Annotated in this window: 11 protein-coding genes; 9 read left to right on the top strand and 2 right to left on the bottom strand. The window is 73.7% G+C overall.

Going from position 1 to position 14,137, the window contains the following annotated elements:
* Complete coding sequence (locus tag ACWCRA_RS08475; protein WP_351558452.1) at positions 1 to 600, top strand: choice-of-anchor C family protein; 600 nt, start codon at positions 1 to 3, stop codon at positions 598 to 600.
* Between the two features lie 107 nt (positions 601 to 707).
* Here the strand turns inward: ACWCRA_RS08475 and ACWCRA_RS08470 are convergent, their stop codons facing one another.
* Complete coding sequence (locus ACWCRA_RS08470; protein WP_451067094.1) at positions 708 to 1,121, bottom strand: hypothetical protein; 414 nt, start codon at positions 1,119 to 1,121, stop codon at positions 708 to 710.
* 127 nt (positions 1,122 to 1,248) lie between these two features.
* Between ACWCRA_RS08470 and ACWCRA_RS08465 the strand changes: the two genes are divergently transcribed.
* The 7 genes from ACWCRA_RS08465 to ACWCRA_RS08435 all read left to right on the top strand — a co-directional run bounded on the left by ACWCRA_RS08465 (position 1,249) and on the right by ACWCRA_RS08435 (position 9,408).
* Positions 1,249 to 1,518 (top strand): hypothetical protein, encoded by a 270-nt coding sequence (locus ACWCRA_RS08465; RefSeq protein WP_351558456.1) that lies wholly within the window; start codon positions 1,249 to 1,251, stop codon positions 1,516 to 1,518.
* Positions 1,519 to 1,887: 369 nt separating this feature from the next.
* Positions 1,888 to 2,658 (top strand): Stf0 family sulfotransferase, encoded by a 771-nt coding sequence (locus ACWCRA_RS08460; RefSeq protein ID WP_351558458.1) that lies wholly within the window; start codon positions 1,888 to 1,890, stop codon positions 2,656 to 2,658.
* 61 nt (positions 2,659 to 2,719) lie between these two features.
* Entirely contained in the window at positions 2,720 to 2,881 is a 162-nt protein-coding gene (locus ACWCRA_RS08455) for a hypothetical protein (protein WP_351558460.1), read from the top strand.
* 22 nt (positions 2,882 to 2,903) lie between these two features.
* Positions 2,904 to 4,967, top strand: a complete 2,064-nt coding sequence (locus ACWCRA_RS08450; RefSeq protein WP_451067093.1) for a B12-binding domain-containing radical SAM protein — start codon at positions 2,904 to 2,906, stop codon at positions 4,965 to 4,967.
* Positions 4,964 to 6,757, top strand: coding sequence for a multinuclear nonheme iron-dependent oxidase (locus ACWCRA_RS08445; RefSeq protein ID WP_451067092.1), 1,794 nt, complete (start codon positions 4,964 to 4,966; stop codon positions 6,755 to 6,757). The genes ACWCRA_RS08450 and ACWCRA_RS08445 overlap by 4 nt, the downstream gene beginning before the upstream one ends.
* The gene (locus ACWCRA_RS08440) at positions 6,754 to 8,709 is read left to right on the top strand and encodes a RiPP maturation radical SAM C-methyltransferase (protein ID WP_351558466.1); all 1,956 of its coding nucleotides are present in this window, start codon (positions 6,754 to 6,756) and stop codon (positions 8,707 to 8,709) included. Before ACWCRA_RS08445 ends, ACWCRA_RS08440 begins: the two co-directional genes overlap by 4 nt.
* Positions 8,710 to 8,736: 27 nt before the next feature.
* On the top strand, positions 8,737 to 9,408 hold the full coding sequence (locus tag ACWCRA_RS08435; RefSeq protein WP_351558468.1) for a DUF5825 family protein: 672 nt from the start codon (positions 8,737 to 8,739) through the stop codon (positions 9,406 to 9,408).
* On the opposite strand, the gene ACWCRA_RS08430 is transcribed toward ACWCRA_RS08435, so the two are convergent.
* On the bottom strand, positions 9,389 to 10,453 hold the full coding sequence (locus ACWCRA_RS08430; protein WP_451067091.1) for a polysaccharide deacetylase family protein: 1,065 nt from the start codon (positions 10,451 to 10,453) through the stop codon (positions 9,389 to 9,391). The genes ACWCRA_RS08435 and ACWCRA_RS08430 overlap by 20 nt on opposite strands.
* A 302-nt stretch (positions 10,454 to 10,755) precedes the next feature.
* On the opposite strand from ACWCRA_RS08430, the gene ACWCRA_RS08425 reads away from it, so the two are divergent.
* A complete protein-coding gene (locus ACWCRA_RS08425) occupies positions 10,756 to 13,932 on the top strand; it encodes an AMP-binding protein (RefSeq protein ID WP_451067090.1) in 3,177 nt (1,058 codons plus the stop codon).
* Positions 13,933 to 14,137: the final 205 nt, after the last annotated feature.

Here is a 14,137-nt window from a genome sequence, read left to right as displayed (position 1 = left end):
ATGGTAGTCGTACGTTCCCTGGTCGTTGCCGCTGTCGCGGCGGGGCTTCTCACGGCCGGGACGGGTGCGGTCTCGGCGGCCCCGTCCGCGGCCGCCCTCAGCCGGTTCGACGATGGCAGTTTCGAGTACCCCACCGCGCCGGCGAACTCGTTCACCACCGTCGGCAGCGGGCAGTCGATCGGGCCGTGGAAGGTCACCTCGGGGGCCGTTGACCTGATCGGTGCCGGATTCTGGCAGGCGGCGGAGGGCGATCAGTCCGTCGACCTCAACGCCGGCGCGGCGGGTTCGGTGGCGCAGACGTTCACCACCATCCCGGGGCGGACCTACACCGTCACCTACGCACTCGCGTCGAACCCCGCGGGCGGCCCGGCGGTGAAGACCGGCAGGGTCCTGGTCGACGGGCAGAACTTCCAGGACTTCTCGTTCGACTCCACCGGGAAGACCTTCGCCTCCATGGGCTATGTGCAGCGGCAGGTGACGTTCGTGGCCAACGCGGCGTCGACGACCCTCGGCTTCGCCAGCACGGTGGGCGGCGCCTACGGACCCGTCGTCGACGACGTCCGCGTCACCGTGTCCTCACCGTGTTCCTGCACCAAGTGACGGCCGGCTCGCCGTAGCCGTGCCGTGCCCGCTCCGGTCCGTCGCCTCCCGCGCACGGGCCGGAGCGCGCGCGTGCCCCGGGGCCGGGGACCCGGCCACTACTCCGGCTACTCCGGCTGGGTCACCGTCAGCGCCCACCGGACGGTCTGCGCGGAGGCGTCGACCCCCACGGTGAAGGAACCCGGGCGCACGATGCCCGCGTCCATGGTCAGGGAGCCGGCACCGGAGGCCCCGGCGGGACAGTTGACGGTGAACGCCGCGACCTCGTTCTGCTGCGACTCCATCGTCACCCGCACACTGCCGCCCTCGCACGCCACCGTCAGCACGGTCGGCAGCTCCGGATGCGCACCGCCCGACACGACGCCGCCGTCCCCCCGCTGCTCCTCGACCCAGACCAGACCCTCCGGGCCCGGGTGGGGCAGCAGCGGTTCGCTCGCCGCGGCAACGGGTCCCGCGGCCAGAGCCGCCAGCCCGAGGGCAGCGACCGCCATCATCGTCAGAGCCGGTCTTCCCTGTCCCATGCCCACTCCCCGGTGTTCGGTGACGGACCCGCAGTCTGCGGGGACGAGCGGCCCGGTCGCATGAGTACGCGTACTCATGCACGTGATACACGGCCGACTGTCAGTGGCGGCTGGAATGCTGGCACACATGGACGAACAGATCTTGCGGGGCCGGGTCTACGGCGCCGACCACGACGACCCCGACCCCGGCCCGCGCCCCGGCAGGACCTATGCGGAGCTGGTAGGCGGGCCCCTGGACGGACTGCTGCTGGATGTGACCGGGTGGACACGGGAGGCGCTGGCAGCCGGCGCGGCCCTGAGCACCGAGATCGGCCGCTACGGACCGGGCGGCCGGGCTCTGTACGGTCCGCGCCCCGGCGGGGGAAGCAGATGGGACTGGCAGCACGACATACCCTGACCCGCCTCCCCGGCGCGGGAGCGGCGGAGTTCAGCCGCTCAGCCGGGCCGGCACCCCGGCGGCGGTGACGGAGCGCCCGTCCTCGGCGGGGCGTTCGGCGTTCGGCGACCGGCACCGCCCCGAACCGGGGCAGCAGATCCCGGAGAGGCCAGTGGGTGGTGGCCCGCCGCTCCGCGAGTCCGGCGGCGCCGAGCAGCGGGGAACCCGTGCGCACCGACCCGACGACATCGGCGCCCGCCGCCGCCCGCCGCGACCGGTCCGGCGGCCGTTCGCCGGCCGGCGCGGTCCGGTCCGCCCGCCGCCGAGCCGCCGGCTCCCCGCCGCCCGGCCCCTTGTCCCCGAGCCGGGCCGATGGGAGCCTCCTCCACCGTGACGCTTCGCTATCGCACCAACGGCCCGGAATTCGACTTCCCGTTCTTCGCCGGCCTGCCACCGGTCCGCTATGTTCTGGCGTCGACCCCCCGGTGCGGCAGCAATATGCTCGCCCGCGCGCTCTGGCACACGGGAGCCGCCGGTTTCCCCGAGGACTATCTCGCCGACACCCATGTCCTCGACTGCTTCGAGCGGTGGGGATTCACCGCCGACGATCCGGACGGACTGCCCGCGAGTCATCTCCGCGCCCTGATGAGGTTCCGCACCAGCCCCAACGGCGTTTTCGGTATCAAGGTCCACGCCGGTCATCTGGCCGCGCTGGAAGCCGATCTCCACGAGTTGATGTCGTCCCCGCGCTATATCCGCATCGAGCGCCGCGACCGGCTGCGCCAGGCGGTCTCGTACACCCTGGCCGAGCAGACGGGCGTCTGGATACGGGACGGGGTGTACCTCCCCGAGGGGCCGCCCGGGCCGGGCCCGCGCTACGACCGCGACGGCATCCAGCGCCATCTGCTCATGCTGGACCATGACGCGGCGACCTGGGACGGGTACTTCGACCGGCACGGAATCACCCCCCATACCGTCGTCTACGAGGATCTGACCGCCCACTACGACGAGCGCGTCCGGGAGTGTCTGGCCCATCTGGGCGCGGCGGCCCCGGACCGGATTCCCGCACCCGGAATCGCGCGGCAGGCGGACGCGACCACGGAGCGGTGGGTGGAGCGCTTCCTCGCGGATACCGGGACCCGATTCCCGCAGCGCCGTTGACACGAGGATTCCCCGCGCTATCGTGCGAATGACTCAGCCACCGCATTCAGGGAGGACCCCCATGAGCGCTGTACGGCCCGAGGCGACCGTGGAGACGGCAGCGGACGATTTCGCCGAACTCGACGGACTCGAAGTGATCGAATCCAGCGAGCTGAAGATAGGCGGCGCCTACCACTCGTACACGTACATCACGGCGGGCAACGAGGAAGACGTCCTGCGCTAGGACTCCGGGCAGCCGCGTGCGAGTGTCGTCCCAACCAGCGGGCGGCGGTGGGCCGGTCGACACCCTTCTGATCTTTCCGCCGCAGACCGAGGCCAGATTCTTCCCGTATCTGAGCCTGCCGTATCTCACCGGTCATCTGCGGCGCCGGGGCCGCCGCGTTCATCAGGCCGATCTCAACATCGGGCTGCTGCACGACGTACTGCGCCATCCGGAGGTCCTGGCCGGCGCGGTCCGCGACCGCGCCGGCACCGGCCTGGACGGCTGGTACCAGCGGACCATGGCCGATGTGGTGGCCCGGCACGCCGCCGGACTCCGTGTCCATGTCCCGGCCGGCAGTGAGCGGAAGGAGCCGGTCCGGGCGACGGACGAGCCGGCTGCGGCCGACGCGCTCCGCCTCGCCGGGAACGCGGTCGAACTCCTGGTGCGCGACACCCTTCTCACCCGTGCCTGGCACGACCTCGGGCAGCTCGACTCCGCCGTCCGCGCGGCCGCCGCCGCACCGCCCCGTGCGTCCGGTGCCGCGGTCGAGCGGCTCCACCGCCTGGTCGCCGCCCTGCTGATCCGGCACCGGCCCCGGGTGGTCGGTCTCTCCGTCGCGTTCTTCAGCCAGTTGGCCCCGGCGCTGCTGGTCGCCGCCTGGGTGCGGCGGCTCAGCCCCGGCGCGCGCGTCTGCCTCGGCGGCCAGCAGGTGATGCTCCGGCATGAGGCCCTCGCGGTGCTCGCGGGTGTGCGCGAGAGCGTCGACGCCCTCTGCTTCACGGCGGGCGAGGAGCCGCTGGAACGCTGGCTCGACGCACTCGACGGGACTCTGCCGCAGGCCGACGTACCCGGTATGACCTGGCCCTCGCCCGACGGCCCCGCCCGCAGGTCCGCCGTTCCGGTGCGGCTGCGCTTCCGCGACCACGGGCCGCCCGACTTCTCCGGTCTGCCGATCCACGGGTATCTCGCCGAGACCACCCAGCTGGCGCTGGTCTCCTGCGTCGGCTGCTACTGGGGCCGGTGCGCCTTCTGCTCGTACGGCAACCGCTCCCTCGCCCCCGGCGCGTACCAGCAGGGCACGGCGGGACAGCTCGCCGACGCGGTGGAGCGGATCGTCCGCACCACGGGGGTGAGTCTGCTGGCGATAGCGGACGAGAACACCAACCTCCGGCTGATCGCACGGGCGATGCGGCTGGCCCGGGAGCGCGGTGTGCGCGTCCGGTTCGATGTGCGCGGCCGGCTGGAGCGCGGCCTGACCGACCCGGAGTTCTGCCGCGAACTGGCCGGCCTCGGCTGCGCGCAGATCGCCATCGGGTACGAGGGAACCTCGCAGCGCCTGCTCGACCTGCTCGACCGGGGGGTGCGCGCGGCCGACTACCAGAGGATCGTCGACAACCTCGCCGACGCGGGCATCACCATGCGGCTCTCGGTGATGGGCCATGTGCTGGACGAGACCCCGGCCGAGTTCGAGGCCTCCCTCCGGTTCCTCCGGAGGAACCAGGAGAGGATCGGCATCGACGCGCTGGAACTGCTGGTGGCCGAGCCCGGCAGCCTGCTCGCCCGCCGGCCGGAGCGGTACGGCCTCGCGCTGGACACCTCGGGACCGCTCACCGGGAACCCCGAGTTCAACTACCTCTCCGGCCGGGTCGGTTATCCGATGGCGGTCGGCGGCGGCCCCGGGCGCGCCGAGGCGCTGGCCCGGCTGGAGCGCGTCTTCCGCACGGTCACCCCGGGCCGGCCGGGCCGGTTCGCACCCGAGCGCCCGGCGGCCGGAGGGTCCGGGGAGCCCGGGGAGACCGGGCGCGTACGGCCCCACCCGTGGGTGCGGACGGTGCCCCCGGAGGCCGCGGCCGGCCGGGTCGGTTCCGGTTCCGGTTCCCGGGACCGGATCGTGATCGCCGATCTCGTACGGGAGCAGTTCTACGGGCTGCCGCGCCAGGACGTCGAACAGCGCCCGGACGGGCTGCTCGTGGCGCGCACCGCGCGCGGGCGGCTGCTGCTGCGCCGGCTGGCGGGAGCCGAGGCGGGCCGGCCGTGGCGGGGAGCCGCCGCGGCGAAGGACGGGACCGGCACGGCGGATGCCGACGACGGGAGGAGACCGTGGTGACGGCAGCAGCGCCCACCACCGCGACCAGGCTGGGCCTCGGCCTGGTCATGGATATGCCGTGGGCAGGCGGGACCCTGGGCAACCGGGGCGTCGGCTTCGTGGAGACGCCCGGCGGCGGGGACATCTCACCGCGCGTCCGCGCGTTCCTCCGGCGCCACGGCTCCGACTTCGCGTACGCGTGCCCCTCGTTCCAGCCGCGCTCGCGCGCCGAGGTGCGGGTGGCCGACTACGCCCCCGCCTACGACCGCTTCTACGGGGAGCTGCCGCCCGGGACCCTCCGGGCGCTCCACCAGACCGAGCTGAACATGGGCGCCCCCGGGCCCTACGACCGGGGACCCGCCATCGACTTCACCAATGAGCTGGCCGCCCGCCACGACCTCGCCTGGGTGGTGGAGGACCTCGGGATCTGGAGCCTGCGCGGCTGCCCGCTGCCGTATCCGCTGCCGCCGCCGCTGACCGAACGCGGACTGGAGATCGCCACCAGGAACACCGCGGACACCGCCCGGCGCCTCACGCTCCCGCTGCACGTGGAGTTCCCCGGCTTCACCGAGGGCGGCTCGTTCCGGCTCGGCGGGGCCGACGCGTTCGTGTACTTCGCCCGGCTGGCCGAGGACGCCGACGTGCCGGTGACCCTCGACATCGGCCATCTGCTCAGCTACCAGTGGCTGCGGGGCCGCACCGGCCGGAACATGTTCGACGGGATCGAGGACCTCCCGCTCTCCCGCTGCCGCGAACTGCATCTGTCGGGCTGTCAGCTCGTCGGCGGGAAGTTCCGCGATCTGCACCACGGTGTCCTGCTCGACGAGCAGCTGGAGCTGACCGAGTATCTGCTGCCGCGCTGTCCGAACCTCGTCGGTGTCAGTTACGAGGACCCGATGTACCGCGAGGACGGCCGGCTGGTCGAGCGGTCCCGGCGGAATTACGAGCGGCTGCGGGCCCTCGCCGGCGACTGGCGGGACGGGGAGACCGCCCCCGGGAGCGCGCACCCGTCCCCCGGCGGGGTCCCGCTCGGCGCGGTGCTGCCGCGCGAGGAGGGGCTGGACGAGGAGCGGCTCGCCGGGCTGACCATGCGGCTCCTGCTCGACGGCGGCCTGCGCGAGCGCCTCGCCGCCGAGGGCGCCGGGGCGGTGGCGGAGAGCGCGGGCGAGCTGGAGTGCCTGGAGACGGTCGACTGCGGGGAACTGGACTCGGCCGCGCGCCGCCTCCGCTCCCAGATCCGCCGGCTCGGCCGGGACGGCGGGCTCGCCGCCGCGTTCCCGGAGAGTCTGCGCACTCTCCGGGCGGCCGGACACACCGAGCCGGGGCTGATCGACGCCTTCCTCACCTCCCCGCACTTCGGTGCCTTCCGGCTGGTCCCCTACGCCGGGCGCGGTCTCTCGGCGGAGGAGGCGTTCGCCCGGTTCCTGCTCGGCCTGCCCGAAGCGGAGGCCCGTCCGCGACTGCGGCGCACCGTGGGTCATGAGCTGCTGCTCTCCCTCTTCCCCGCCCTCCTCAACGAGCAGCCGCTGTCGTTCGACATCGAGGCCGGGGGGATCGTGCGCACCGACCACGGACACGCGGCGCTCCGCCACTACCCGCCGGAGACCGTCGCCGGGTGGGCCGGCCGCACGCCCGTCCCGGCGGGGGAGGGGCCGGAGACGGGGGAGCCGGTGCCCTACGCGTACTTCGCCACACCCACCGGGTTCGCGCACGGCACGGTCTCACCGAGGGTGGCCGCGGCCTTCGAGACCACCCCGACCCCCGCGGGCGACACCGCCCGCGCCGCACTGATCCGGCGCGGGCTCTGGTGACCGCCCCGCGCGTCGTCCTGGTGGACATGCCGTGGTCGTCGATCGACACACCCTCGCTGGCGCTCGGCATCCTCCGGCGCCGGGTCCTCGATGTCTTCCCGGACGCCGATGTCACGGTCGTGCACGCCAACCTGGAGTACGCCGACTGGCTCGTCGCCCGCACCGGACTCTCCGCGGAGGAGTACGACTTCTGCGCCAACTCGTACTTCTCCGGGCTCAGCGAGTGGATCTTCTCGGCGGCGCTGAACGACCGTCCCCGCTGGCGGATGCGGGAGTTCACCGCGCGGCTCGACGGCAAGGTGGCCGACGGGGTGCTGGCGAGAACCCGGGAACTGCACGAGCTGGCACCGCTGTTCGTACGCGAGACCGCCGCCCGGATCGTCGCCCTGGAGCCGGATGTCGTCGGCTTCACCACCATGTTCGCGCAGAACGCCGCGACGCTGGCGGCGGCGCGCGCCGTCAAGGAGCTGGCTCCCGGGGTCACGACCGTGTTCGGCGGGGCGAACTGCGACGGCCCGCAGGGCGCGGCGCTGCACCGCAACTTCCCCCAGGTCGACGCCGTCGTCCGGGGTGAGGGCGAGGCCGCGTTCCCCCGGCTGCTGGCCGCCCTGGCCGGCGGACGGGACGAGCGGGCCCTCGCCGGGATCGCGGGCCTGTGCTGGCGCACCTCGGACGGCACCTGTGTCGCCAACCCGATGAACGCCGCCCCGCTGCCGCCGGGTGCGCTGGTGGCGCCCGACTTCGGCGACTACTTCGAGCGCCACGCCCGGTCCACCGCCGGTTCCTGGGCCGAGCCGAGGCTCGTCATGGAGGGTTCGCGCGGCTGCTGGTGGGGCGAGAAGCACCACTGCACCTTCTGCGGGCTCAACGGCTCGTTCATGGAGTTCCGCAGCAAGGAGGCGGACCGCTTCGTCGACGAGCTGCTGGCCCTGGTCGAACGGCACCGGATTCTCCAGATCTGGATCACCGACAACATCCTCGACATGGCCTATCTCGGCTCGGTGGCGCCCCGTCTCGCGGAGTCCGGGCACGACCTGAGGATCGGCTACGAGATCAAGTCGAACCTCCGCCGGGACCAGCTCGCGACCCTGCACGCGGCCGGAGTCAGCCATGTCCAGCCCGGGATCGAGAATCTGAGCAGCAGGGTGTTGCGGCTCATGGACAAGGGCGTGACGGGGTGTCTCAACGTACGGATGCTGCGGGACGCCGAGACCGTCGGCACCAAGGTGAGCTGGAACTATCTCTACGGGTTCCCCGGTGAGAGCGACGCGGACTACGACGCCGTCATCGGCCAGTTCCCCGCGCTGCACCACCTCACCCCGCCGGCCGGTGCCACCCGGCTGAAGGTGGAGCGCTTCAGCCCCTACTTCGACCGCCCGGAGCTGGGCTTCGGCATCCCGCGCCCCGCAGCGCACTACCGGTACGTCTACGACCTCCCCGAAGCCGAACTGGCCGACCTCGTCTATATCTTCGACTCACCGAGGCGGGGGATCACCCCCTCCTGCGTCGACCGGCTGCGGCGGGCGGTCGACGCCTGGGCGGACGGCTATGTGCGCAGCCGGCTCACCCACTGCGACCTGGGCGAGCACATCGTCCTCGTCGACACGAGACCCGGTTTCGACTGGCGGGTGCTGGATCTCACCGACCCGGTCGAGGTCACCGTGTTCCGGCTGCTGGACACACCGCGCAGCCCGGACGCGCTGCTGCGCGGGGCGGCGGCCGGGCACGGCGGGGTCACCCGGGCGAGGATCGACGAACTGCTCGCCCGCTGGCGCGAGCTGGGTCTGGTCTTCGCCGAGGGCGGCCACGCCGTGCATGTCGTGCCCGCCTCGGCCAACCAGGATCTGATGCGGGTCCGGCGGCGCCCGTCGCGGCCGGACGGTCCGGTCGTCCCCGCCCTGGCCGCCGTGGAGGGCGCCGGTGAGCACGGAGGCCGCGGAGGTGCCGGATGAACCGCCGAAGCCGCGGAGGCGGACCCGATGAGCGCTGACCCGCCGGTGCGCCTCGCCCTGTGGCGCGACCGCGACCCGGTGGCCATGCGGCTCCCGGGCATGTACGCCGGTGAGACCGATGTCCTCGGCGACCCGCTCGACGCGGTGGCGCGGCTCGCCGCCGGGGGCATCCGGTTCGCCCGGCTGGGCGGCCCCGTCGATCTGGAGGGTGCCGAGGCCGGCGGCGCGGCGGCGGTGGCCGCGCTCGTCGTGGTCCGCGAGCTGACCAGCCACGGCATCGCCGTCGACTGGACGATCCGGCTGCCGGCCGGGGAGCCGGAGTGGCGGCCGCTCAGCCATCTGCACCCCCCGGCCGCGGTGTACGGCGGAACGGGAGCCGGAGCCGGGGCCGGAGCGGGTGACGGCATCGCGGCCGAGTGGCGCGACTCGTTCCACGCCGCGAAGTGCGGCTACCGCCACGGCCCCGGCTTCATCGAGGTCCGCGATCACCGGATGGACTCGTTCCGGCGCCTGGTCATCCGCAACCCCCAGCACGACCAGGTCATCGAGCCGCTGCTGCGCGGTGTTCCGGCGACCGGCCTCGCCGAGGCGGTGACCGGCCGCTACCAGCGGGCGGGGCTGCTGCACCGCGCGGGACGCCATCTGTGGTGGACGCCCTACCGGCTCCGCCGCTGGCCGCTCAGTACGACCTCTCCGTAGCGGCCTCCAGCGCTGCGGCGGAGCGCAGTTCACCGGCCGGCACAAAGCGGAGATCGCGATCCAGCAGCCCTTCGATCACCGCGGGCAGCGCCTGCACCGACTGGCGGCGGTCCCCGCCGCCGTCGTGCATCAGGATCATGGAGCCCGGCTGCGCGTGGTCGAGCACGGTTCTGGTGATCTTCTCGGGGCCCTGTCTGGCCCAGTCCCAGGAGTCGACGTCCCAGAGCGCCAGCGCCGGTCCGCCCGCGGCCAGTTCGGCCAGGCTCTCCGGGGTGCGCGCGCCGTAGGGCGGACGGAACAGGTCCGGGGTGATGCCGACCGCCCGCTCGAACGCCTCGCTGGTGCGCTCGATCTGGAGCCGGAACTGGGCGGCGGTCAGATCGGGCAGGAAGGGGTGCGACCAGGTGTGGTTGCCGAGGCTGTGCCCCGCGTCGGTGATCCGCCGCACCTCGTCGGGGAGCGCGTTCACATGCAGACCGACACAGAAGAAGGTGGCCCGCACCCCGTACCGTTCGAGAATCCCGAGCACTTCGCGGGTGTGGACCGGATCGGGGCCGTCGTCGAAGGTGAGGGCGATCTCCCGGCGGTCGCGCGGGCCGTGCCGGAAGCAGCGGCCCGCCCGGGTGAGCGCGGACTCCGCCGCCGCGCCGCGGCGGATGCCGTCGTGGTAGTCGTCGTCCCGCCCGGTCTGTCCGCCGCCCTCCGCCGTCAGCGGTGAGAGGGAGGCGAGGGCGGTTCTCGCCCGGTCGGCCAGGACATGCGCCGGGACGGACCCGAAGTCGGGGCGTTCGGGGAGCACCCAGGGGTCGGCGCGGTGGACGGAGAGCCCGGCCGCCGTCAGCAATCCGTCCAGCAGCCCGTTGGTGCTCTCCACGACGACGGCGTACGGCAGCCCGGACTCCCGTTCCCGTTCGCCGAGCCAGCGGGTCAGCTCGGGCACCCGCTCCGCGCCCCAGTGCGTCGGGGCGTGGGCCCGGTTCCCCGCGGCGTCGAGCACGGCGACGTCGTAGCCGTCGGAGGTCCAGGCGATTCCCGCGTAGAGCATGCGTTCTTCCTACTCGCTCGCTCGGGCGGCACAGAGCGCCCGAGAGGCCGGATGAGGTGCGTCGGGCGCCACCGCTGCCCGGGCCCCCGTGACCGGAGCACCCGAAGCCCGCTTGCGCCCTCCGTGAGAAGGGGTCGTGCCGTGGTGCGCGTACCCGGTGGCTCATGGCCGGTTCTCGAACCGGCCTCCACCGATCTTCACGAATTCTCCAGCAATGCAACACAGTTACGAGACAGTCGCGCTATTCTTCGCGTGCCCCGCCGAATGGTCCAGACCATATCTAAGTGCGAGGGTTGCGCGCTATGCCCGTGACCGTCTCTTGTGCCACCGAAACCCTGGGTCGACACCCAGGCCGGCCGCCGCTCCTGGAGGGCACCATCAACGCTTCGCATGCTCCGTTGACCGTCCCCGACCTGCTGGATTCCAGGGCCCAGAGCCAACCCGACGCCATCGCCGTGCAGGTGTGCGGCGGCGGCTCGCTCACCTACGGAGCATGGCGCGAGCGGGCCGTCCGGGCCGCCCGGGGGCTGGCGGAGGCGGGGGTGCGCCCCGGTGACCTGGTGGCGCTGCGCTTCACCGACCTGGCCTGGGACCAGTACGCGGTGGCCTTTCTGGCCGTGCACTACGCGGGGGCCGCGGCGCTACCGCTCCGGGCTGATCTGGCCGAATCGGAGGCCCAGCGGCTCGTCGGGATGTGCGGGGCCGGCGCGGTCCTGCGCGGCGATGGACTCCCGGCGCTGCCGGGCCTGTCCGACGTCGCCCACCACACGCTCGCCGAGGTCGGGACCGTGCCGGCCGGCGACGGCGAACCGCCCTGCCGGCCCGCCCCGGGCGACCGCGCCCAGATCATCGGGACCTCGGGAACCACCGGCACACCCAAGGGAGTTGTGGCCACCCACGCCAATCTGACGGCTGGTCAGCGCCTCGATCCGCGACCCCGCCCGTACGCGCACTCACGGCACGCCCTGCACGCCTTCCCGATCGGCACCAACGCCGGTCAGATGATGCTGCTCGGCGCCCTGACCGGCGCGCCCAGCACCGTCGTCCTGCCCCGTTTCGACGCCGAGGAGTTCGGCCGCGCCGTGGAGGAGTCACGGATCGGGACCGTCTTCCTGGTGCCCTCGATGGCCATCGAGCTGCTCAACTCCGGGGTGCCCGCGCGCCGCGACCTCTCCAGTGTGCTGCTGCTCAGCTCCTCCGCCGCCGCCCTGCCGGTGCCCGTCGCCCAGGCCCTGACCGAGGCGCTGCCGAAGGCCACCGTGGTCAATGTGTACACCTCGGCCGAGGCGGTGCCCGCACAGCTCTCCATGGTGGTCGACCCGGGCAGGCCCGGTTCGGTGGGCCGTCCCGCCCAACCGCGTGATCTGCGCATCCTCGGCGAGGACGCCCGGGAACTGCCGGCCGGGGAGACCGGCGACGTCTGGCTGCGCCAGCCGGGCCCGCCGCGCAGCTATGTCGGCGGCCCGGCCGCCGGGGCCGGGGTCTTCCACGACGGCTGGGTGCGGATGGGCGACCTCGGACGGGTGGACGCCGACGGCTATCTGTATCTGGTGGACCGGGAGAGCGATGTCATCAAGTCCGGTGCGCTGAAGGTCTCCACCCTCCGCATCGAGGACGCCCTGCACGAGCACCCCCGGGTGGCGGACGCGGCGGCGCTCGGCATCCCGCACCCGGTGATGGGAGCGGTGCCGGCCGCCGTGGTGGTGCCCGCGGCCGGGGGAGTGGACCTCGACGGGCTGCGGCTCTTCCTCAGCACCCGGCTGAGCCGCCCCGAACTCCCGGTACGGGTGCTCCTCGCGGACGATCTGCCGCGCAACGCCACCGGCAAGGTGCTGAAGCACCGGCTGCGCCCGCTCTTCGACACCCCCGGGACACCGCCGGTGGCGCGGCCGCCCGCGAGCCCGGCGGAGCTGCTTCTCGCGGGGCTGTGGCAGGAGGTGCTGGGGCGTCCGGTGCGCGATGTCGCCGAGGAGTTCTTCGCGCTCGGCGGCGACTCCTTCCGGGCCGTGCAGCTGGCGGCCGCCGTCTCGGAGCGGTTCGGGGTGGAGGCGGGGTCCGCGCTGGTCTTCGGCCGCCCGTCGCTGCGGGCCCAGGCCGCCTGGCTGGAGGACCGCGCACCCGCCGCCGGGGCCGGGGACGCCCCTGAGGCGGGGGAAGGGGCAGAGGCAGGGGCCGAGCCCGCGATCCCGGCCTATCTGCGCGCGCTGCGGGCCCAGCCGCACACCGTCCCGCTCACCAGTCAGCAGGAGAACTTCCTCGACTGGATGGCCGAGGAGCCGGGGCGGGACGTGGGCGCCGTCACCGCGCTCTTCCGGGTGACCGACCGGCTGGACGGGCGGGCGCTGGGCCGGGCCCTGACCGAGGTCGTCCGGCGGCACCCGGCGCTGCGCACCCGGTTCGTCCCCGTCCCCGGCGAGGTGCCCGGGCTGGTCCGCACCGTACTGGACGAGGAGCCCCGGGCCCGGATCACCCTGCTGGACGCGCCCGGCGCGAGCGACGCGGAGGTCGATGAGCTGCTGATCGCCGAGCGCGACCGCCTCACCGACCTGGGCACGGACCCCACGGCCCGGCTGCTGGTGGTCAGCCGAGGCCCCGAGGACCACGCCGTCCTGCTGGCGGTCCATCACATGGTCGCCGACGGCTGGTCGATCGGGGTCGTCCTGCACGAACTGGGGCTCGGATACGACGCGCTGAGGCGCGGGCGCACCCCCCGGCTGCCCGAACAGGCCATGCCGTACCAGTCCCTGGTGCGCTGGGCGAACTCCCGCTGGTCCGCCGGCCGCCGGCACTTCGCCGCGGCACTCGACGGCGCCCCGTCCGCCCTCGACCCCTTCCCCGGCCGGCGCGCCGTCGACCAGGTGCACACCGTCGCGCACCCCTTCACCGTCGCGGCCGGCCCGGCGGGCCGGCTGCGGGAGCGCGCCGGGCTGCTGGGGGTCACCCCGTTCATGGCCGTCGCCACCGTGTGGAGCGGGCTGCTGGCGGCCCGCAGCGGCCGGTCCGACCTGGTGCTGATGACCCCGGTCCCGGGCAGGACCAGGCCCGAGGCCCAGCGGGTGGTCGGCTGTCTGGTGCAGTCCCTGCTGGTGCGGGTGGACTGCTCCGGCGGCCCCGGCTTCGCCGAGCTGGCCGAACGGGTCAGGTCGGCCGCCACCGGCGCGCTCGACCACCAGCTCTATCCGTACGCCGAGTTCAAACCGTCCGTGGTGGCGTTCCCGGCCTGGCTGCGGTACGAGAACTGGGCAGCCGACGCCCATCTGCCCGGGCTGCTCTGCGAGCCCTGGGTACTGCCGCGCGGCACCACCGTGCCCTGGCCGCTGCCCGGCGGTGACCTCGGGGTGCCCGAGCTGACCGTCGTCGAGCAGCCGGACGGCGGCCTGAACTGCTGGATTCAGTTCAACGCGCTGGCCTTCGACGCGGACGGCATCGCCGCTCTCGCGGAGGAGTTCACCACCGCCGTGACGGCCGCCGCTCACTGAGCCGGTCCGCCACGACTCCACCGGTCCACCCCGACCCCCCCGACCCCCCCCGGCCCCCCCGGACCTCGCCTCCGCCTCCGCCTCCGCCGAGCCTTCCCGGCCTTCCGTCTCTCCTCCAGCCCTCCAGCCCTCCAGCCTTCCGACTCCGCCGGTCCAGCCGATCCTGTCGACCGGTCTCCTCGCGCGCCGCCCCGCCCCGACCCGG

The organism is Streptomyces sp. NPDC001889, assembly GCF_053594535.1.
Note: the sequence above shows the minus strand (reverse complement) of the source record. Positions and strands in the feature narration are given on the sequence as shown.